At 46.7% G+C, this 19989-nt stretch carries 21 protein-coding genes and 1 other annotated feature; of the genes, 2 read left to right on the top strand and 19 right to left on the bottom strand.

The window, feature by feature from the left end; genetic code table 11:
• Window position 1 precedes the first annotated feature (1 nt).
• The 3 genes from araA to AC3WTF_RS04710 all read right to left on the bottom strand — a co-directional run bounded on the left by araA (window position 2) and on the right by AC3WTF_RS04710 (window position 3873).
• Window positions 2-1495 carry an L-arabinose isomerase gene (gene araA / locus AC3WTF_RS04720; RefSeq protein WP_032866712.1) on the bottom strand — a complete coding sequence of 498 codons (1494 nt, stop codon included), beginning with the start codon at window positions 1493-1495 and terminating at the stop codon, window positions 2-4.
• Between the two features lie 182 nt (window positions 1496-1677).
• A complete protein-coding gene (gene abnA, locus AC3WTF_RS04715; protein ID WP_032866550.1) occupies window positions 1678-2643 on the bottom strand; it encodes an arabinan endo-1,5-alpha-L-arabinosidase AbnA in 966 nt (321 codons plus the stop codon).
• Window positions 2644-2787: 144 nt separating this feature from the next.
• Entirely contained in the window at window positions 2788-3873 is a 1086-nt protein-coding gene (locus AC3WTF_RS04710; RefSeq protein ID WP_007408096.1) for a M42 family metallopeptidase, read from the bottom strand.
• A gap of 183 nt (window positions 3874-4056) precedes the next feature.
• On the opposite strand from AC3WTF_RS04710, the gene AC3WTF_RS04705 reads away from it, so the two are divergent.
• On the top strand, window positions 4057-4449 hold the full coding sequence (locus AC3WTF_RS04705; RefSeq protein ID WP_007408095.1) for a hypothetical protein: 393 nt from the start codon (window positions 4057-4059) through the stop codon (window positions 4447-4449).
• A gap of 13 nt (window positions 4450-4462) precedes the next feature.
• Here AC3WTF_RS04705 and AC3WTF_RS04700 read toward each other — a convergent pair whose 3' ends face one another.
• From AC3WTF_RS04700 to AC3WTF_RS04665, 8 genes are all read right to left on the bottom strand, one after another.
• On the bottom strand, window positions 4463-4729 hold the full coding sequence (locus AC3WTF_RS04700) for a DUF1294 domain-containing protein (protein WP_032866549.1): 267 nt from the start codon (window positions 4727-4729) through the stop codon (window positions 4463-4465).
• A gap of 56 nt (window positions 4730-4785) precedes the next feature.
• Entirely contained in the window at window positions 4786-5145 is a 360-nt protein-coding gene (rplT, locus tag AC3WTF_RS04695; protein ID WP_003152495.1) for a 50S ribosomal protein L20, read from the bottom strand.
• Between the two features lie 31 nt (window positions 5146-5176).
• Window positions 5177-5377, bottom strand: a complete 201-nt coding sequence (gene rpmI, locus AC3WTF_RS04690) for a 50S ribosomal protein L35 (RefSeq protein ID WP_003152493.1) — start codon at window positions 5375-5377, stop codon at window positions 5177-5179.
• A 12-nt stretch (window positions 5378-5389) separates the two neighbouring features.
• On the bottom strand, window positions 5390-5911 hold the full coding sequence (infC, locus tag AC3WTF_RS04685) for a translation initiation factor IF-3 (RefSeq protein ID WP_071543361.1): 522 nt from the start codon (window positions 5909-5911) through the stop codon (window positions 5390-5392).
• A gap of 58 nt (window positions 5912-5969) precedes the next feature.
• Window positions 5970-6100 (bottom strand) — a sequence feature (ribosomal protein L20 leader region).
• Between the two features lie 182 nt (window positions 6101-6282).
• A complete protein-coding gene (gene lrgB, locus AC3WTF_RS04680; protein ID WP_007408093.1) occupies window positions 6283-6966 on the bottom strand; it encodes an antiholin-like protein LrgB in 684 nt (227 codons plus the stop codon).
• A gap of 12 nt (window positions 6967-6978) precedes the next feature.
• On the bottom strand, window positions 6979-7416 hold the full coding sequence (lrgA, locus tag AC3WTF_RS04675) for an antiholin-like murein hydrolase modulator LrgA (protein WP_007408092.1): 438 nt from the start codon (window positions 7414-7416) through the stop codon (window positions 6979-6981).
• Between the two features lie 129 nt (window positions 7417-7545).
• Window positions 7546-8280 carry a LytR/AlgR family response regulator transcription factor gene (locus AC3WTF_RS04670; RefSeq protein WP_007408091.1) on the bottom strand — a complete coding sequence of 245 codons (735 nt, stop codon included), beginning with the start codon at window positions 8278-8280 and terminating at the stop codon, window positions 7546-7548.
• On the bottom strand, window positions 8258-10039 hold the full coding sequence (locus tag AC3WTF_RS04665; protein WP_007408090.1) for a sensor histidine kinase: 1782 nt from the start codon (window positions 10037-10039) through the stop codon (window positions 8258-8260). The genes AC3WTF_RS04670 and AC3WTF_RS04665 overlap by 23 nt, the downstream gene beginning before the upstream one ends.
• 186 nt (window positions 10040-10225) lie before the next feature.
• On the opposite strand from AC3WTF_RS04665, the gene AC3WTF_RS04660 reads away from it, so the two are divergent.
• Window positions 10226-11020, top strand: coding sequence for an HAD family hydrolase (locus tag AC3WTF_RS04660; RefSeq protein ID WP_007408089.1), 795 nt, complete (start codon window positions 10226-10228; stop codon window positions 11018-11020).
• A 53-nt stretch (window positions 11021-11073) separates the two neighbouring features.
• On the opposite strand, the gene thrS is transcribed toward AC3WTF_RS04660, so the two are convergent.
• From thrS to AC3WTF_RS04620, 8 genes are all read right to left on the bottom strand, one after another.
• Window positions 11074-13005 carry a threonine--tRNA ligase gene (thrS, locus tag AC3WTF_RS04655; RefSeq protein WP_007408088.1) on the bottom strand — a complete coding sequence of 644 codons (1932 nt, stop codon included), beginning with the start codon at window positions 13003-13005 and terminating at the stop codon, window positions 11074-11076.
• A 409-nt stretch (window positions 13006-13414) separates the two neighbouring features.
• Window positions 13415-14245 carry a putative sporulation protein YtxC gene (ytxC, locus tag AC3WTF_RS04650; protein WP_015240356.1) on the bottom strand — a complete coding sequence of 277 codons (831 nt, stop codon included), beginning with the start codon at window positions 14243-14245 and terminating at the stop codon, window positions 13415-13417.
• A 65-nt stretch (window positions 14246-14310) separates the two neighbouring features.
• Window positions 14311-14952, bottom strand: a complete 642-nt coding sequence (locus AC3WTF_RS04645) for a TVP38/TMEM64 family protein (RefSeq protein ID WP_007408086.1) — start codon at window positions 14950-14952, stop codon at window positions 14311-14313.
• A 31-nt stretch (window positions 14953-14983) separates the two neighbouring features.
• Entirely contained in the window at window positions 14984-15919 is a 936-nt protein-coding gene (gene dnaI / locus AC3WTF_RS04640) for a primosomal protein DnaI (protein ID WP_020956184.1), read from the bottom strand.
• Between the two features lie 24 nt (window positions 15920-15943).
• Complete coding sequence (dnaB, locus tag AC3WTF_RS04635; protein WP_012118158.1) at window positions 15944-17353, bottom strand: replicative helicase loading/DNA remodeling protein DnaB; 1410 nt, start codon at window positions 17351-17353, stop codon at window positions 15944-15946.
• A 111-nt stretch (window positions 17354-17464) separates the two neighbouring features.
• Window positions 17465-17923, bottom strand: a complete 459-nt coding sequence (gene nrdR, locus AC3WTF_RS04630) for a transcriptional regulator NrdR (protein WP_003152473.1) — start codon at window positions 17921-17923, stop codon at window positions 17465-17467.
• Between the two features lie 248 nt (window positions 17924-18171).
• Window positions 18172-18552 (bottom strand): adenosylmethionine decarboxylase, encoded by a 381-nt coding sequence (speD, locus tag AC3WTF_RS04625; protein WP_003152471.1) that lies wholly within the window; start codon window positions 18550-18552, stop codon window positions 18172-18174.
• A 238-nt stretch (window positions 18553-18790) separates the two neighbouring features.
• The gene (locus tag AC3WTF_RS04620; protein WP_007408083.1) at window positions 18791-19813 is read right to left on the bottom strand and encodes a glyceraldehyde-3-phosphate dehydrogenase; all 1023 of its coding nucleotides are present in this window, start codon (window positions 19811-19813) and stop codon (window positions 18791-18793) included.
• Window positions 19814-19989: the final 176 nt, after the last annotated feature.

Raw genomic sequence — 19989 nt, 5'->3', positions numbered from 1 at the left:
ATCAATTCCCTCCCAACCGGTATAATACGTCATTCCATTTCAGCTCTTTTTTCAGCTCATGAATTTCGGTATTGCGGGAAATAAAGATGCTTTCAATGCCTGCCATCTCAGCCCAGTCAAGCATCTGTTCAGCCGTAAGCCGGAAGGACATACAGGTATGATGGGCGCCTCCCGCCAAAATCCATGCTTCCGCAGCTGTTTTCAGTGATGGCTCCGGCTTCCACAGCACCCGCGCCACAGGGAGATTCGGCATATCATGATCAATTTCCCTGCCTTCCGCTTCATTCAGAATGAGACGGAATCGCCCACCGATATCAATGATGCTGGCGATGATGGCTGAACCGCCGATTCCGTTAAAGACCAACCGGGCCGGATCTTCCTTCCCTCCGATTGAGAGAGGATGGACTTCGATTTTCGGCTGATCAAGGGCGATCGTCGGACATACTTCAAGCATATGTGATCCGAGAATCATCGCACGCCCCGGTTCAAAATGGTACGTATAATCTTCCATGAAGGAGGTTTGTTCTCCGTCCGCCATTATTTTCATCATTCGCACAAGGGCAGCCGTTTTCCAATCGCCTTCGCCGGCAAATCCGTACCCTTTTTCCATGAGACGCTGAACGGCAAGACCCGGAAGCTGCTTCATTCCGTGCAAAACTTCAAACGAGGTCGAAAACGCTGTATATCCGCCCCGTTCGAGAAAGGCCGTTAATCCGAGTTCAATTTTCGCCTGTTCTTTAATGGAAGCAACTTTTGCTTCATCCCGTTTTGTTTCGTCGCTGATGACATACAATTTGTCGTATTCCTCATAAAGCGCCTCAATTTCTCCGTCGGTGACGTTGTTCATCACCTCGGTAAGATCGCCGATTCCGTACCCGTCAACCTGCCAGCCGAATTGGATGTGGGCGCCGACTTTGTCTCCGTCAGTAACCGCCACATTCCGCATATTGTCGCCAAACCGGGCTACTTTAATATTCCTGCTTTCATTCCAGGCGGCAGCAGTGTTCATCCATTGCGAAATGTCATGTTTGACTTCCTCATCATCCCAATAGCCTGCGATGACTTTTCTCGTCTGCCCCATTCTTGACTGGATATACCCGTATTCCCGGTCTCCGTGAGCGGATTGGTTGCTGTTCATAAAGTCCATATCAATCGTTTCCCACGGGATGTCGCGGTGATATTGGGTATGCAGATGAAGCATCGGCTTTTGAAAAGCGGAAAGACCTTCAATCCACATTTTCGCAGGGGAAAATGTATGCATCCATGTCACGACCCCGGCACAGTTTTCTTGATACTGCGCTTCCCGCAAAACCTCTCTGATCGTTTCAGATGACGTGACAACCGGTTTATGCCTGATCTTGTATCTTGATGACACCCCGCTGAGGCCGTCACATATTCCCTTTGCGTGTTTATCGACAAGCTGCAGCGTTTCCTCTCCGTATAAGTGCTGGCTTCCCGTTACAAACCAAAATTCATATTCTTTGTTCTGAAGCACATTCATTTCCCCTTCCTATCAAAATAAAGCGCTTGCATTCTTAAAAATATACGTACGAATATAAATAACAAAACTTCTATCCTTTTATTTGTACGAACAATTTTATTATAGTTAAGGAGGAATCAAACTGTCAATCTTTTATTGCAAGTAAAAAAGCCGGACACACATGCCCGGCTGATCAATTAATAGGAAGGCCAGCCTGAACTCCAATCGATATCATTGATGAGCATCTTCGGAATTCCGCTGTTTTCGGCATCATACGCATGACGCACTAAAATATTCCCGTTCACAATGTCTTGACCGCCCGGGCCTTTCCAGCGGTCATTGCCGGAGTCAAGAATCGTCCCTCCGCCTTCTGACATGCTTTTCCCGCTTTTATCGAGATATGGGCCGGTGATGCTTTTGGATCTTCCATAAGCGATTTTGTACGTACTATTCACGCCTGAACAGCATTTATCAAACGACACCATTAAGTAATAGTAGCCGTTCTGGTAGGTGATGGCCGGCGCTTCCAAAGCTCCGCCGTTATTCGGTCTGGCAGCGATGGAATAAAGTGATCCCGTCGGTTTCATTGTATTTTTATCAAGCTTTGTCAGCTTAATGCCGCTCCAAAAAGAACCGAAGGCAAGCCAAGGGTTTCCGTCTTTATCAATTGTCAGCTCCGGATCAATTGCATTGTAGTTATCGGCGCTTGTTGAACGGATGACGAGCCCTTCGTCCTTCCAGTTTCCCGAACTGAGGCTTGCAGATGATGCAAGACCGATCGCGGAGGTATTTTTGCCGAATGAAGAAACGGCATAATACAGCCAATACTTTCCGTTAAAATATTGAACATCGGGGGCCCATTGATTCAGCCCGTAATTCGGCACATAATTGCCCCACCATGACAGCGGGGAAGTAAAGATTGATTTCTGAACGGTCCATACGCCGCCGCTGCCCGCCTTTAAGACGCGAAGCCCCCTCTCCCCTTCCAAACCGGTTCCGAAAGCGTACCACGTGTTTCCTTCCTTCGCCATTGTCGGATCGTGCAGCAATTCATTTGATGCCCCCCAAAACGCGGCAGATGCCGGAGATGAAGACATCAGCAGCAGACCGGCTGTAACGGCTGCGCATGAAAAGCGGATCATGCGTCTGAATCTGTTTTTCATTTGTAAACCCTCCCCCTTTTTTTAAAGCGCTTTCAAAAACATGTTGTCAGATTTTTCTATGTCTTCTCTTATTGTAGACGCATGGCTTATATTTGTACAGACAAAAAAAAGAATCTGCTTAAAAAAGCAGATTCTTCCGTATCTTTATTGATAAGTAATACGGTCAACCGTTTCCCGGTCTAATTTTTTAATCACTTCTGTGATCAATTTTACCGTATTCTCATAATCATCCCGATGCAAAATAGCGGCATGAGTGTGAATGTAGCGCGTCGCGATCGTAATGGACAGCGCCGGCACTCCGTTTGCGGTTAAATGAATGGAACCTGAATCCGTGCCCCCTCCGGCAATGGAATCGAATTGATACGGAATTCCCGCTTCTTCCGCCGTGTTCACGACAAGGTCGCGCAGCCCTTTGTGAGATACCATTGACGCGTCATACAGAATAATTTGCGGCCCTTCGCCGATTTTGCTTTGCGCCTCTTTTTCAGAAATTCCCGGTGTATCTCCGGCAATTCCGACATCCACACCGAACGCGATATCAGGCTGAATCGTATGTGCCGCTGTTTTCGCCCCGCGAAGCCCGACTTCTTCCTGAACCGTTCCGACCCCGTATACTTCATTCGGGTGATCACTGTTTTTCAGATTTTTTAATACATCGATGGCAATGGCGCAGCCGATACGGTTGTCCCATGCTTTCGCCAATAAATGTTTTTCATTGTTCATCACTGTAAATTCAAAATACGGCACAATCTGGTCACCCGGAAGAACGCCCCATTCCATTGCTTCTTCACGGCTGGACGCCCCGATATCGATGAACATCTCTTTAATATCGGCGGCTTTTTTTCTGGCGTCAGGAGGCAGAATGTGAGGCGGTTTCGAACCGATGATCCCCGTGATGTCCCCTTTTTTTGTCACGACGGTGACGCGCTGGGCCAGCATGACCTGAGACCACCAGCCGCCGACGGTTTGAAAGCGGAGAAAGCCTTTATCAGTGATTTGCGTCACCATAAAACCGACTTCGTCTAAATGCCCTGAGATCATGATTTTCGGACCGTTTTCTTTGCCGGTTTTTTTGGCGATTAAGCTTCCCAGCCGGTCTGTTGTGACATCATCGGCAAATGGTTCTATGTATGATTTCATCACTTGTCTTACTTCTCTCTCATTTCCCGGTATCCCTTTTGCATCCGTTAACGCTTTCAGCATGGTGAGCGTTTCATCTAATTTTGTCATCAATAAACCTCCTTTTTTTCACTACCCTTCTTATTATACAAAACCAATGCTGAAGCATACGATTAATTCGCCTGAAAAACGGGTAAATGTTTTTATCTATTTCTTTTAAAAAAATGAAACCTTTTGTTTTGTTTTTCGTATTACATCAGATCATGACAAAGGTGAGGAGGTGCCTTCACACATATGGCCATTACAGTATTGAGGATTGTCTTGCTTGCACTTCTTATTTATTTTATTTACATGGGCGTCAAATTCTACGCAAACCCGAAAAGAAGGCTCAGACTGGCGCAATCAAAAGAGAATTTTTATTTTATTGACGAACAGAAAAACACGCGAAAAAATCTCCAGCTTACTTATAAAGGAGTGCTCTTTGAAGGAGAAAAGCATATCCCTTCCAAAGATCATCCGCTGTTTATTCATACGATATTTGTATGGACCGAAAATCCGGAAAAGCTGAACCGCTTTTCTGCAGGTGATTTTGAAGAAGTCGAAAAAAAGGTATTGGAGCGGTACCCGAATTGCAAGATTGATTGGGACCAGCCCATCAAAAAAGCGAAAAAAGCAGGCGAGCGATAAGCTCTCCTGCTTTTTATTCTTTATACACCAAATACATCAGCACAAGGGCGGCTTCAGTGAGAAAAAGCAGCGGCACCCCGTATAAAAAGGATTTGTGTTTCGTTTTATGCCTGAAGGTGCGCATGCCGATCCATACGCCGAGTGAGCCGAACATGGCGGCTGTGAGCCATATTCGTTTCTCTGATATTCTCCACCTGTGCGCCTTTGCTCTTCTTTTATCAGCGCCCATGATCCAAAAGCCGTATCCGTTTATCAACACGGCGTAAATGAGGAGAGCCATGATTGTCACCCTTTACGTAAAAAAACCGCTCCCGGAAAGAGAGCGGCTTTTTCAACTTACTTGTCTAACTGAGCTTTAGCAGCATCAGCAAGCTGATTGAAAGCAGTAAGATCGTTTACAGCAAGATCAGCAAGCATTTTGCGGTTTACTTCGATGCCTGAAAGCTTAAGACCGTGCATTAAACGGCTGTAAGAAAGACCGTTCATACGTGCAGCAGCGTTGATACGAGTGATCCAAAGCTTACGGAAATCACGTTTTTTCTGACGGCGGTCACGGAATGCATAGTTTCCTGATTTCATGACCTGCTGGTTTGCTACTTTGTATAATGTATGTTTTGAACCGAAATAACCTTTTGCTAATTTAAGAACCTTTTTACGACGCTTACGTGTAACAGTTCCGCCTTTTACTCTTGGCATTAGATTTCCCTCCTAATTGTTCCTTGTCCGATTACTTGATGTTGGCAAGCTGTTGTTTAATGCGTTTGAAGTCTCCTGCGCTCACAATAGCACCCTTGCGAAGCTTACGCTTTTGCTTTTGGGATTTGTTGGCGAATAAGTGACTTGTGTATGCATGAGAACGTTTTAACTTCCCAGAACCTGTCTTTTTAAAACGTTTAGCAGATCCGCGGTGAGTTTTCATTTTTGGCATGGGATTTCCTCCTTATTGCTTTTCGTTTTTCGGCGCGAGCATTAAGAACATGCTGCGGCCGTCCATTTTTGGTTTTGTTTCGACTGTCGCAACTTCCGCACATGCTTCAGAGAAACGGTCCAATACGCGCTGGCCGATTTCTTTATGAGTGATTGCGCGCCCTTTAAAGCGGATAGAAGCTTTCACTTTATCGCCTTTTTCAAGGAATTTAATCGCATTGCGCAATTTCGTGTTAAAGTCATGCTCATCGATCGTCGGACTTAATCTAACTTCTTTTAAGTTAATGATTTTTTGATTTTTGCGTGCTTCTTTGTCCTTTTTCTGCTGCTCGAATCTGAACTTACCGTAGTCCATGATGCGGCAGACAGGCGGTTTTGCATTTGCTGCAACTAACACAAGGTCAAGATTTGCGCGGCCGGCGATTTCAAGTGCTTCCTGACGGGACTTGATGCCGAGCTGATCGCCATTTTGTCCGATCAGACGAACTTCACGTGCACGGATACCCTCATTAACCAATTGATCTTTGCTAATAATGAGCCACCTCCATAGTTTCTTCGAATTGATTCACAACGCTTGTTGACTGCATTCTGCAGGCAAACAAAAAGTGCGGGCATGACAACACACCCACACTACGAACATCTGCATAAATAAAAATGTACGGTCAACCTGCCAACTACATGAATGTGTCAATCAGGTGAGAAGCGGGTGCCTCTGCTTGTGATTTATATTCAATTCAATAACTATTCTACACAATACCGGATCATTAGTCAAGAATGACTTCTCCGGATCAACTTTTTCATTTTAACACGATGCCGGGGCGAGCGCAAGGAAAAATGTGAAATTTCGTTCTTTGCCGCCCGCGGACGTGCCAACACAATAAAAAGACCCGGGTCTATGACCCGGGTTTATCCTCCGATGAGCTGAACGAATACCGGAATGACCAGCACCGTCACCACTCCTACGACGACAACCGCGATACTTGCCATTGCCGCTTCTACTTCCCCCATCTCAATACCGACCGCAACACCGAGTGCGTGTCCGGATGTGCCGAGAGCCAGTCCCTTAGAGATTGGGTGTTTCACTTTAAACAATTTTAAGAATAGAGCGCCCAGAGCATAGACGATAACGGCGTTGAAAATAACGGCGAAAGCGGTGATGTCGGTGATGCCTCCGATTCCTTTTGACAGCGGAAGGGCAATTGCCGTTGTCGCCGCCTGCGGAAGCATGCTTTTCATAACGGCCGCGTCAAGATGAATGCCTTTTGCGATCAAATAGACAATCGTGACTGAGCAGATAGAGCCGACAATGATAGAAGACATGATCTGCCACCAGTATTTTTTCAGTTTGTCACGCTGTTTGTATAAAGGGATCGCAAAAGCGATCGTCGCGGGCTCCAGGAAGAATTTAATAATGTCTCCCCCGCTTTTATAATCTTCATATGAAAAACCGCCGAGCTTCAGAAAAAGGATTCCAAGCACCATCGCGACAAACAGCGGGGTGAAGAGGAAAAAGCCTCTCGTTTTTTTAAATAAATACGTGCCGATGCCAAAGGCCGCAAGTGAAACGACAATACCGAAATATGGACTCATCCGATTTCCCTCCTAATGCTGCACAAGTTCTTTTTCCTGATTGGAACGGCGCACCGTTTGTTTTTCAGGAGCTGCCTTCTGACGTTTTTGGCTGACAGACAAGATCAGCTGAGAAAAAAGGCCCGTCGCCCCTAACAGAATGATGGTAGCGAGTAAGATGACGAGTGCGATCTGCACGCCGTACTGCTGCATGACGCCAAGTGAATTCATCACGGAGATGCCCGACGGGACAAATAAAAATCCGATCAGTGACGTTAATGATGTTCCCAGCGTTTCTACTTGTTCAAGCTTAATCACTTTCAGGCATAAGAGGACAAATAATAACACCAAACCTACTACGGAAGCGGGTATAGGAATGGGGACAATCGCTGCAATCCCATTAGATATGAGCATAATCACGGCAAAAATAAATGCTTGTGTCAGAAATCCGTACACTTTTTTCGCACTCATTTTCTTCACCTCTTTCTCTTTGTTAGGTCCATTATAAAAAAGAAATCGACTTTTAAAGCGCTTTCATAACAAACGGCTGAATATTCATTCTGAAATGCAAAAAACGGCTGCTGAAATGCAAAAGCCGCCTCATATAATATGAAGCAGCTTTTTTAAGTCCTTGGCGTATGTACGGCTGACGGGAATTTTAGAGCCGTCTTTTAAGATAAGATTGTACGTCGAATTAAACCACGGATGAATTTCCGTAATATGCTCCGTATTCACGATGAACGCGCGGTGCACTCTCAAGAAACCCGTATCAGGCAGTTTTTTCTCAATGACCGCCAAAGTTTCATGAACGGAATAAGACGCGGCAAACGTTTTAACGGAAACGTGTCCGTCCTCCATGCCGGCGAAAATAATGTCCTTCGTATCTAAAATGACAATAGATTCACCGGCTGATACAGCCAGTTTATGCGCTCCGGCTGCGGACGGCTGCTCTGAGACGGCTCCTGCCCTGTCCCGCTTCACTCTTTTAAACTTTCTGATCGTCTGGCGCACTCTTTCTTCATCAAAAGGCTTCGTTAAATAATCGAGCGCGTCGACTTCAAAGGCTTTTAAAGCAAATTGGTCATACGCCGTCGCAAAAACGACGGCCGGCGGATTTTTCATGTTTTTCAGCCGTTTGGCAATGTCAAATCCGTTTTCTCCTGACAAATCAACGTCCAAAAACAGCAGATCCGGTTTTTGATCCATCATACTGTCAAAAGCGGATTCAATATTTTCAGCTTCGTTTATGTCACTTACTTCATTCGTCCGTTTCAGCAAATAAGCTAATTCATCTCTTGCCAGCATTTCATCATCAACGATTAACACCTTCAGCATGTTCTTCTCCTTTAGTCATCAGTTTCAAAGGCAGCTCAAATGATACGTCCGTACCTTTGCCGGCCTCACTTTCCAATCGCAGGGCTGCTTTGGGGCCGAACAGCCCGATCAGCCGTTGATTTAAATTGTAAAGCGCGGTTCCCGTCCCTTCTTTAGACGGCAGCGGACGGTTTCCGAGCACGGACAGCAATTCCGGATCAATTCCCCGCCCGTTATCTCCAACCCGCATTAAAACCGACTGACCGGCGGATACCACGCTGACATTGACGGCACAGCTGTCCTGCTTTCTTGAAAATGCATGGCGGAGCGCATTTTCGACGAGAATCTGCAGCACAAAAGGAGGAATTTCGATGTCCTCCAAACCGCGTTCGATTTCAAGACTGATTTTATATTTCCCGGGAAAACGGGCCTGCTCCAATGATAAATACGCCTGCAGATGGTTCAGTTCTTTAGAAAGCGGGATGAGCAGCTGCCTTGCCCCCTGCAGATTGGAACGGAAATAGACGCTCAGCTGCAGCAGAAGCTTTCGGGTTTTTTCCACATCCGTACGGCAAAGAGCAGAAATCGTATTGATCGCATTAAACAGAAAATGCGGATTGACCTGTGCCTGAAGCGCCTTTATTTCTGCGTCTTTCAGCAATTTGCTCTGCAGTTCCGCCTCGCCGAGTTCAAGCTGGGTGGAAAACAGCATGGCGAGTCCTTCTGCAAGCTCTTCTTCAACCCGGCTTAAACCTGACGGGCTTTTAAAGTACATTTTCAACGTCCCGATCGTTTTGCCGTTTGACGTCAGCGGCAATACGATCGCCGCATGCAGCGGACAGGGATCGTGCGTGCATTCAATTTCTTCCTTCGATGTCGCTTTCATAATATGACCCGTTTTAATGACACGTTTTGACAATCCGGTGATCAGGCTTTCAGACGGAATATGATGGTCGGCACCCGCGCCGACGTGCGCCAAAATCTTTTCGTTATCCGTAAGCGATACCGCGTCCGTTCCTGTTTGCCTGTGAATGATGGCGGCGACGCTTTTGCATGAGCTTTCATTCAGCCCCTGGCGGAAAAACGGAAGCGTCTGGTCTGCAATCATCAGCACCCTGTGGGTTTCAAGGGCTCTCGCCCGTTCTTCCTTCCGGATAATCGACTGAATGATCGAAAGAAAAATAAAAGTCCCTGACCCGTTTACCAATATCATCGGGATGCCGATGATGCTCACAAGCGTCCAAGCATCAGAAAACGGCTTGGCCATCAAGAGGATGAGCAGCATTTGCAGCGATTCCATCCCGAGTCCGACAAGCGCGGCCACCCGCGGTGTCGGCATCGCATAGCGTTTTCTGAAATACCGTCCGATCCAGCCGGACAAAATGCCCGCTAAAACGGATGAGACGGCACAGCTGACTGCGGTCGCGCCGCCGAGTGATAAACGATGCAGGCCGGCCAGTATGCCGACGCCGATCCCCACATACGGGCCGCCTAAGAGTCCGCCGATTTCAACGCCCATAATTCTTGTATTGGCAATTGAACCGGACGGATTAATTTGAAACACCCAGTCATTATTCATGATTGTATTCCGCTGAATTTCTATTCCCGTATAGTTGCTGATGATACTGAACAGCGAGAAAATTGAAATCAGCACCGCTTTGCCTTTATAGCTCTCAGGCTGCTGGAGCGCCTGTCTGAACAATCTGGTATGAGCCAGAACAAATCCCAATATGACGATAATTCCGACTCTTTCCAGCATCATGATGATCAAATGCAGCATACTTTTCACCTGTTCTTTCAAATTTTATTTTATCACGTTTTAGAGCCTGAGACAGAATCTGACACAAACCTGCCTGTTTTTTTCAAATCATCTGAAAACAAATCTTTCACAGTCTATATATCTATTGTAGAATAAACGGGAGCCTTGCGGCAGAGAGTTTCAGAATATAACAAAGAGGAGAAGATCATGAAAGCCGTATTTTTTGATTTGGACGATACACTGTTATGGGATGAAAAAAGCGTCAGAACAACATTCAGGGAAACATGTTTACAAGCGGAAAAAAAATATGGCCTTGACCCGCATACATTTGAAGATGCGGTTCGGAAAGCGGCACGGGAATTGTATATGTCATACGAAACCTATCCTTATACGGTCATGATCGGCATTAATCCGTTTGAAGGATTATGGGCGAATTTTTCCGAGCCGGTCAGCGAAGGATTTAAACAGCTGAATCGGATAGCGCCGGAATACAGACGAAACGCCTGGACGAACGGCTTAAAAAGCGTCGGTATAGAAGATGCGGCTTACGGCGAATATTTGGCGGAGTTTTTCGCGGCGGAACGCAGACAGCGTCCGTACGTGTATGATGAAACGTTTGCGGTGCTTGATAAGCTGAAAGGTGTTTATGAATTGCTTCTGCTGACAAACGGCGATCCCAGCCTGCAGAAAGAAAAACTCGCCGGCGTTCCTGAGCTCGCGCCTTATTTTAATGAAATCGTCATCTCAGGCGCTTTCGGAAAAGGGAAACCCGACGCCTCCATATTCGAACATTGCCTCGGCCTCCTGAACCTGAAAAAAGAAGACGCCATTATGGTCGGAGATAACCTCAATACTGATATATTGGGAGCGAAACGGGCAGGCATTACGACAGTCTGGGTAAACCGGACGCAAAAGAAAAATGATACGGACATTGCGCCTGATTACGTGATCAGCGATCTTCACGAGCTGTTTGCGATTATAGAGAAACAAAAAGAAAGATAATTTTATACGCAAAAAAACCCCATTCTGAATGAACGGGGTTTTTGTATTTCCGGTTATTTTTTCGCTTCGGCTACAGCCTTTTTCACAAAATCGTCCAATGAGACGGTTTCTGATTTCTGCTCGCCGTATTTCCGGACGTTTACCGCGCCGTTTTCCGCTTCTTGGTCACCGACCACAAGCATGTACGGGATTTTTTGCATTTGCGCTTCACGGATTTTATAGCCGATTTTCTCATCCCGGCTGTCAAGCTCGACACGCAGGCCTTCACGCTGCAGGCGCTCCTGCACTTTTTTCGCATAATCAAGATGCACGGACGGTGATACAGGAATGACTTGGAATTGCACCGGCGCAAGCCATGTCGGAAGGGCGCCTTTGTGCTCTTCGATTAAGAAAGCAACGAAACGCTCCATCGTTGACACGACGCCGCGGTGAATAACGACAGGACGGTGCTGTTTGCCGTCTTCTCCGACGTAAGTGAGATCAAAGCGTTCCGGAAGAAGGAAGTCAAGCTGTACAGTTGACAATGTCTCTTCTTTGCCGATCGCCGTTTTCACCTGCACGTCAAGCTTAGGGCCGTAAAACGCCGCTTCGCCTTCCGCTTCATAGTAGTCATGGCCGATTTCGTCCATTGCCGCCTTCAGCATGGATTGCGCTTTGTTCCACATCTCATCATCATCAAAATATTTTTCCGTGTCTTCAGGATCGCGGTAAGACAGGCGGAATGTGTAATCACTCAGGCCGAAGTCTTCGTATACGTCTTGAATCAAACGGACCGTGCGGATGAATTCTTCTTTAATCTGGTCAGGGCGGACGAAAATGTGCGCGTCATTTAACGTCATGCCGCGTACGCGCTGAAGACCTGAAAGCGCCCCGGACATTTCATAACGATGCATCGTTCCCAGCTCTGCGATGCGGATCGGAAGCTCTCGGTAGCTGTGAATGTCCTGTTTGTAAATCATCATATGGTGAGGACAGTTCATCGGACGGAGCACGAGTGTTTCATTGTCCATTTCCATCGGCGGGAACATGCCTTCCTGATAATGTTCCCAGTGGCCCGATGTTTCGTACAGGTCTTTGCTTCCGAGAACAGGCGTATAGACGTGCTCATAACCGAGGCTCAGCTCTTTATCCACAATGTAGCGCTCGATCACGCGGCGGATGGTTGCGCCTTTCGGCAGCCAGAGCGGCAGGCCTTGTCCGACTTTTTGAGAGTTGGCGAACAATTTTAATTCTTTGCCCAGTTTTCGGTGGTCACGCTCTTTCGCTTCTTCAAGCATCCGCAAATGCTCTTTCAAGTCATCCTTTTTAAAGAAGGCCGTGCCGTAAATGCGCTGAAGCATTTGGTTTTTGCTGTCGCCGCGCCAGTATGCGCCCGCAAGGCTCAGCAGCTTAAATTCTTTAATTTTGCCTGTAGACGGCACGTGCACGCCGCGGCACAGGTCAAAAAATTCGCCCTGCTCATAAATGGAGACCGTTTCGTCTTCAGGGATGGCATCCAGCAGTTCAAGCTTCAGATTATCGCCGATTTCCGCAAACATGGCTTTTGCTTCATCACGGCTCACTTCTTTTCGGATAATCGGCAGATTTTCACCGACGATGCGTTTCATTTCTTTTTCAATCTTCGGAAGGTCATCCGGCGTCAGCGCCTGCTCCATTTCAATGTCATAATAGAACCCGTTTTCAATGACGGGGCCGACTCCGAATTTCACATCTTTATAAATGCGTTTAATCGCCTGGGCCAATAAATGCGCCGTGCTGTGCCGCATGATGTTCAAACCTTCTTCTGTGCCTTCTGTTATGATTTCTACGGCACCATCCTCTTGAATCGGCGTTCTTAAATCAATTTCCTGTCCGTTCAGTTTTCCGGCTAAAGACTTTTTCTTTAATCCCGGACTGATGGATGCCGCGATATCTTCTGTTGTTGTTCCTTTCGGAAATTCCTTTACCGCTCCGTCCGGAAATGTGATGTTGATCATATCTGACATCTTCGTCACTCCTTTTTTTATGCAAATCAAAAACCCCGCCCCCTATGAAAGGGACGAGGTTAAATAAACGGAATCGTGGTTCCACCCTTTTTTCCGCGCGGCCGATTGTTTCGGCACCTGCGGCTCTAAACTCTGTAACGGGAGTTCCCGTCAGCTATTACTGGCGCTTCTTCCGGCGTTCACAGCTGAAGTTCAAAGGCGGTAAAGACAATGATCCATAGCTGGAAAGCTTTCAGCCTGGGCTCTCCTCTCTTATAAAGCCGGTATCAATGCTTCATGTCCTTATCAATACGTGTAGCAATCATTAATCTTTTATGTATTATAAAATGTCTGCGAGAAAAATGCAACTCGGTTTTCCGTCTGATTTCGCACAGACAGCCCTGCCGCTTACGCAAGGCCGTCCGTACGGCTATCCTTCCGTCTTCTCGGCTGCAAACGCGCCCAGCGGAAAAAGGCGCACCCTCTCCTGAAACACGTTTTGAATCGTTCTGGACATCATATGCTCCGGTTTGTCCGTATACAGTTCTACCGTCTCAGGCGCAATGGAGATCAGCGGCGCAAGGAGATGGGAATCTATATACATCGGGTGCTCCCGCACAAACCGTCTGTCTATGTATTTTTTCTGTTCCCGTTCTGACAAATAGCGCAGCTCCCACAGCGTAAAAGCCCGGTCATGTACGATGCGGACTTTCTTCATCCGCGGCGGATTGGATGTCACATAATCTCTCAGAGACTGGATAAAGTTTTGATATTCCTGTTCCATCCGATATTCATCTATCGCAGCCTCCGCGTATTCTCTGAGCCGCTCATAATACCTGCCGAGCCGGAACGTCTGAAACGAACGCACGGAAAAAACACCCGCATCAAGTGAAATCGTCCGGAGCGCATCTGAAATAAACTGTGTGCGCGGCTCTTTCTTCGGCTCGAACGGATGATCATCAAGCTCTCCTTCCATAATGCTGTGTGCAAGCTGAAGGATTTGCTGCTGTTCATCCTGATCGGTGAAGCAGTATGCGTCCTCAATAAGCGAAAGCATATGCTCGTCTTCTTTGCATTCCAAAAAAAACCTGACAAGTATCGGCTCAATAAAGCGCTGAACGCAAAAAGCCGTTTCAGACCTTGCGATTCCGACTTTTTTTATGCCTTCACGGACAATAAAATGTCTCCGGTCGTCCGATTGCTGAATGAGATGTAAAAAAGCGGCGGTATCGTGGTCATCTTCAAAGATCACTTCAAGCATATTTGTCCCCCCTTACGGCATCTGTTACAAGTATATGGGGGATGTTTTTAAAATAGACGTAAAGGTTAGCTTTCACCGCCGAACAAATGACGCACCTTCTTTTTAAATATAACGGGAAGCGATAAAAATACGATGTAAAGACAGATCACGCCGAGTACGGTCAGCACATTGCCGGACATAAAGCTCGCGCCGAGCACATTCAGGACGATCGTCCCCGGAATGATGCCCGCTGCGGTCGCCAAAAAATACGTCATCGGCCTGACTTTCGATAGGCCCGCGGCATAGCTGATCACATCAAAGTTAACAGGCAGAATACGCAGGATAAAAATATAAAAGAAGCCATTGGTTTTCATCTGCTTTTGAATGGCTTCCATTTTTCCATGACGGCTTTTCTCATTAAAGGCAAACAGCCCCGCCGCAAAAAAAGACGCGGCGGCAGCGCCCATTGAGCCCGCCAGCGTATACACGGTGCCGAAAAACGGGCCGAACGCCAATCCTCCGGCGACGGAAACGATTGATACGGGAAACAGCACAAAAGGCCTGACGATGGAAATTCCGATAAACACAAGCGGCGCAAAAACACCGAACGATAACACCCACAGCCGTATCTCCTTAGGCGACAGATTCAGATATTTGCGGTTTGCCCACAGCAAAAGGCCCGCTCCCGCCGCAGCCGCAGCCCAAGTGACAGCCTTCTTATTCCTCATTCCCTCAAATCCTTCCCATTGGACGCCGGCATCATGAACGGCGGCGGTTTTCCCCGTCAAGACGGACGGGCGAAGCCAAATATAAAATCCGCTCCATCAGTCTTGCCGCTTTTACTTCTTCCTTTTCTCCCCGCTGTGAATACGTAAAATGATGCTTCAGCTCGTCAGGTGAGAAATTAGACGAGAAGAAAGTGGGAAGCTGCTGGCTCATTCTGTGCTGAAGCACGGTGCCGATGACCTCATCTCTGACCCAGCTTGTCATTGACTCCGCTCCGATGTCATCAAGCATCAGTACGGGCGTCGTTTTCACCATATTCAGTTTCGCCTCCAACGACTGATCCTGGAGCGAGTTTTTCAGCTCTCTGACAAATTCGGGAACATATACGATCATTGATGAATACTCTTTTTCCGCCAGTTCGTTAGCAATGGCGGCTAAAATAAATGTCTTTCCGATTCCGAATTTTCCGTACAGATACAGCCCTTTGCCTTTTCCCGTTTCATTATAGCTCTTCAGAAAATCCGTCACATGCTGGAAAATGCCGACTCTGCTCGGATCGGTAATGTCGATCTGCTGAAACGTCGCGCCGAGAAGATCCTGCTGGATATACATGCTCTTCATCAGGGACTTTTGCCTTTTCTGGCGGTCGAGCTTTCTCTTTTCCGGACATTCGTAATATTCAATATCGATGGAACGCCCGTTGATCACAAGCTTCGGATGATAGCCTTCAAGCAGGCTGTTCGTCCGGCTGTCTTTCGAGCAGAAGGCGCACTGTTTGCTTTGCTGAACGAATTCGTACAGTTTATTTAACCCTCTGTCAATCATGCTTTGATTGATTACATCTTTCTGTTCCTTCAAAAAAGCCTGGACGTCTTCGTCGGCCATGACTTGCTCCTGCATTCGTTCCAGGCGTTTTTGAAAGTCAGGTCTTTTCGTCACGCCTTCTAAGGATCGGCTGATCGGTTCCATTCAATATCACCCCGCTTCTCTGTCTCAATAGGCAGAGTATTTTTTCAGTTTTTTCATTTCTTCCATCATTTTTTTCTTCTGTTCTTCAAGATCCTGCGCGGAAAGAGCCGGCTGTTCTTGTTTCTTCCCGGTTTCTTCTTCTTTCATCCAATCAGGGCGCTTTTCTTCCCGGACGGTTTTTTTGCCGCGCGCCGCGCCGTTTGTTTTGCCGTCCGCCCAATCAAGATATTGCCTGTGCTCTTCTATTGCGAGCTTCATTGCTTCCCGTACCGTTTTGACTTTCTTTCTGGCCCAGTGGGCGGCGATTTTTTGGATATAGTTTTTGGACAGCTTCATATCTGTTTTCAGCATGACATAATAAATCAGCACATTGGTGACGCCGGGCTCAAGCTTTTGTTCGAACATAATATCGGCGATAATCTGCAAGTCGGCTTTTGACGGCTCGGTCCCGTCCGCAATGTCCTGAAGAAGCTTTCTCGGTGATATGGTCTCAAGCTGTGCGATGAGTTCGCCGTTCAATGAATCGTCCTTTTCCGTCCGGTTTTCTCTCAAGGTGACAGGCTGTGTTTTATCAATCAGTTCCGGAAGCTTACCGCTTCTTTCAATTTGGTACCAGTCGCTGGCCGCTTTCCTCAGCGCTTCGGCCGTTATCGTATCCTGTTCATTAATTGCGGTCATGACGACGTGCTGCATGGAGATAGGATCTATTCCGTATAAATATGAAAGCTTTTTAATGCTCTCCCGCACGTCCTGCGTGATTGATTTACGCGGTATCATCGTTTCTGACAGTCCCGCCATGAAAAGCTCAAAATCAAATACTTCCTCCGTCACCGTATAGGAAGGCGCTTGTCCGACAGACGCCGTCTCATAGTCCTCGGGGAGCTTCATCGCCTCTTCCATATCAGGCGTCATTTTCCATTCACTCGGCTGAAAAGAGGCAAAAGCGTGATTAAACGGACGGGTAATTTCCCTTGCGCCCGCGCCGACGGAAGGGTGCGTGTAAAATTGTCTCAGCTGCTGGTATTTCGTTTTACCGACTCTGTTATAAAGAAAGACATTCAGCATGCCGTCTTCAAAAAAATCATTCGGTCTGAGCGGGGGCAGCAGCTCATAAATAAACATCCGCTCTTTCTGCTCGGACTCCCGGATATACACTTTCAGCAGCCCGATTCCTTCAAGCTTTCCCTGTTCATGATGAATCTTTTTTAAATTTGACTGCATCATGCCCATCAGCTGCCTGTGCGTGGATTCCGCTCCCCACAAGCGGTTCTGCTCAAGCTCCCCCCATAAGGTCATATAAAGGGAGAATGCAAAAGAACCGATCAGCGGCTGGTACAGATGTGTCAAAACCTGTCTGTCGACATCCTGAAGAAGCGAACGGCTTTTGACCGTATAAGGATCTACAGGCAATACGTCATTCCAATAGTCAGCCATGATTCTCAAACCTTCCGATATGTTTCTACTCTCATTTTACACCGTTTCTGCGATCTATCAAATGCCAATTTTGCTCATGAGAAAAGAGCCAGACACAATCTCTTAGCTCTCTCAGCGTTCTTTCTTTATTAAATCTTTCAATTCATCGATAAACACGTTTATATCCTTAAACTGCCGGTAGACGGAGGCAAAGCGGACATAAGACACCTCATCGATTTTCGCCAGACGGTCCATTACCATTTCTCCGACAAGTTCGCTTTTGACTTCAGATACACCTTGGTTTCTCAGCTCTTTTTCAATGTCAAAGCACATGTCTTCCAATGTTTTTAAAGGAACGGGCCTTTTTTCACAAGCTTTAATTAACCCGCGCAGCATTTTTTCACGGCTGAATTCTTCCCGGACGCCTTCTTTTTTCACGACGATCAGAGGCATCTCTTCAAACTTCTCAAATGTAGTGAAGCGGTAATGGCAGGCTTCGCATTCCCGCCTTCTGCGGATTGATTTCCCTTCGTCCGCAGGCCGTGAATCAAGTACGCGGGAACCGTTGTGCTGGCATGAAGGACATTTCAAATTGGATCAGCTCCCATCTGTTTCGTTGCTGTAATGCGGTTCGCAAGCTTCCGGTAAATGCCCGCCAACGTTTCTAGGATGAGCCTATTTGTTGGGAGAGCCGATAGACCGGCCTTATCTTTTCTATTTTACAAAAAAAATGCTTAAAGAAAAAGCAATGCTGTTTTTTTACATTAGAAAAGGAGCATCAGCTTCAAAGCGCGTAATGGCTTTTTCAGCTTAGCTCCCTTGTGTTTGCGTTTTGAAAATTACAGTACTTTCGCTTGTGCCTGTTTAATCTGTACAGGCCCCATTCCTCGCGGTATTTCAATGTTTTCTCTTGTATCTGCATGTAATGCGTCCGCAATGTAATCCGCAGCCACATTAGGATCCAGGTCTCCACAAGTATAAACATCAATGCTTGCATATCCGTGTTCAGGAAAACTGTGAATCGTTAAATGTGACTCAGAGATAATAACGACTCCGCTTACGCCTTGCGGTGCAAATTTGTGAAATGCGACCTCGCGCACTTCAGCTCCTGATTTCAAAGCAGCATTTACAAACGTTTTTTCAATAAAATCCATGTCATTGAGCTTATCAAAATCGCATCCCCACAGCTCGGAGATGACGTGACGCCCCATTGTTTCCATAATCATGGACCCCCCTTAACAAGAATTAAAAAAGTGAATTTCCGAGAACTGACCCGGCCATTTACCACGGGGGAAAGTTAGTCCGGAGAGGTCCTAACCCTTTAAGTAATTCCGAAGCAGTCACGAGCAAGAAGTTCACGAAAGATAGTATACTGTGTTTAAGTTTATTTTGCAAGGTGTGTTTTTTGCGAATATGCCGTTAAGGGTTTTTTTCTAACAAATGTCCATGATCTTTAGTCTACACAGCTGACGGGTGTTTCATTCGCGCGGCGACGTGACGGATAAGATCAACGACCCGGCAGGAATATCCCCATTCATTGTCATACCAGGCGAGCACCTTTACTTTTCGGTCTTCCATCACCATCGTTGTCAGACCGTCGATGATCGCAGAGTGTGAATTCGTATTATAATCCGAAGAAACGAGCGGCTCATCCGAATAATCAAGAATTCCGTACATCGACGTTTTTGCGGCTCTTTGGAAAGCGGCGTTCACTTGCTCGGCCGACACATCTGTTTTCAGATCGCAGACAAGGTCCACTAATGACACATTCGGAACGGGAACACGCAAAGCGAGACCGTGAAGTTTTCCTTTCAAATGAGGCAGCACGAGCGACAGCGCTTTGGCGGCGCCAGTAGAAGTCGGAATGATGGATTCTCCGCACGCTCTCGCCCTCCGCAGATCTTTATGCGGATTGTCGATATTTTTTTGATCATTCGTGTAAGCGTGAACAGTCGTCATCAGGCCGCTTTCAATCCCGAATTCCTGATCAAGCACTTTGACGACCGGCGCAAGACAGTTTGTCGTGCAGGATGCATTTGAAATAATGACATGTTCATCGGGATTGAACTGCTCTTCATTTACTCCCATGACAATGGTAACGTCTTCATTTTTGCCCGGAGCCGTTAAAATGACTTTTTTCGCCCCTGCTTCAATATGGCTCATCGCTTTTTCTTTTGAGTTAAATTTCCCCGTTGCCTCTACGACGATGTCTATTCCGCATTCTTTCCACGGAAGCTCTCTCGGGTCCCGGCGATTGAACAGCATAATATGTTTTCCGTTGACGATCAGGCTGTCGTCGGAGGTCTCAACTTCTTGATCGTATTTGCCGTGAATTGTGTCATACTTTATCAAATGAGCAAGCGTTTCCGGGGGATAGCTTGCATTAATGGCTGTTATTTGAATTTGATCATCTTCCATTGCTTTTCTGAACACCATTCTTCCGATTCTTCCAAACCCGTTGATTGCTACTTTTACCTTCATGCTCAGGTCACCCCTTTTTAATATGCCACTCTAATTTACCTTTATTTATATATAGTATAACACATTAAAAGAAATCCGCCAGTACAACTTGATAAAAATCCACCCTTATACCGATCAATATGTTGTTCAATCGGTTTTTTTGCATATAAAATGATCTTTCTTCCATAAAAAAAGCA

The organism is Bacillus sp. EB106-06-01-XG163, from assembly GCF_058791615.1.
Note: the sequence above shows the minus strand (reverse complement) of the source record. Positions and strands in the feature narration are given on the sequence as shown.

Bases quoted from the DNA above. Each gene is read 5' to 3' on its own strand.
- abnA (WP_032866550.1), bottom strand. From the start codon at position 2,643: ATGAAAAACAGATTCAGACGCATGATCCGCTTTTCATGCGCAGCCGTT.
- AC3WTF_RS04710 (WP_007408096.1), bottom strand. From the start codon at position 3,873: ATGACAAAATTAGATGAAACGCTCACCATGCTGAAAGCGTTAACGGAT.
- AC3WTF_RS04705 (WP_007408095.1), top strand. From the start codon at position 4,057: ATGGCCATTACAGTATTGAGGATTGTCTTGCTTGCACTTCTTATTTAT.
- AC3WTF_RS04700 (WP_032866549.1), bottom strand. From the start codon at position 4,729: ATGGCTCTCCTCATTTACGCCGTGTTGATAAACGGATACGGCTTTTGG.
- rplT (WP_003152495.1), bottom strand. From the start codon at position 5,145: ATGCCAAGAGTAAAAGGCGGAACTGTTACACGTAAGCGTCGTAAAAAG.
- rpmI (WP_003152493.1), bottom strand. From the start codon at position 5,377: ATGCCAAAAATGAAAACTCACCGCGGATCTGCTAAACGTTTTAAAAAG.
- lrgB (WP_007408093.1), bottom strand. From the start codon at position 6,966: ATGAGTCCATATTTCGGTATTGTCGTTTCACTTGCGGCCTTTGGCATC.
- lrgA (WP_007408092.1), bottom strand. From the start codon at position 7,416: ATGAGTGCGAAAAAAGTGTACGGATTTCTGACACAAGCATTTATTTTT.
- AC3WTF_RS04670 (WP_007408091.1), bottom strand. From the start codon at position 8,280: ATGCTGAAGGTGTTAATCGTTGATGATGAAATGCTGGCAAGAGATGAA.
- AC3WTF_RS04665 (WP_007408090.1), bottom strand. From the start codon at position 10,039: ATGCTGCATTTGATCATCATGATGCTGGAAAGAGTCGGAATTATCGTC.
- AC3WTF_RS04660 (WP_007408089.1), top strand. From the start codon at position 10,226: ATGAAAGCCGTATTTTTTGATTTGGACGATACACTGTTATGGGATGAA.
- thrS (WP_007408088.1), bottom strand. From the start codon at position 13,005: ATGTCAGATATGATCAACATCACATTTCCGGACGGAGCGGTAAAGGAA.
- ytxC (WP_015240356.1), bottom strand. From the start codon at position 14,245: ATGCTTGAAGTGATCTTTGAAGATGACCACGATACCGCCGCTTTTTTA.
- AC3WTF_RS04645 (WP_007408086.1), bottom strand. From the start codon at position 14,952: ATGAGGAATAAGAAGGCTGTCACTTGGGCTGCGGCTGCGGCGGGAGCG.
- dnaI (WP_020956184.1), bottom strand. From the start codon at position 15,919: ATGGAACCGATCAGCCGATCCTTAGAAGGCGTGACGAAAAGACCTGAC.
- dnaB (WP_012118158.1), bottom strand. From the start codon at position 17,353: ATGGCTGACTATTGGAATGACGTATTGCCTGTAGATCCTTATACGGTC.
- speD (WP_003152471.1), bottom strand. From the start codon at position 18,552: ATGGAAACAATGGGGCGTCACGTCATCTCCGAGCTGTGGGGATGCGAT.
- AC3WTF_RS04620 (WP_007408083.1), bottom strand. From the start codon at position 19,813: ATGAAGGTAAAAGTAGCAATCAACGGGTTTGGAAGAATCGGAAGAATG.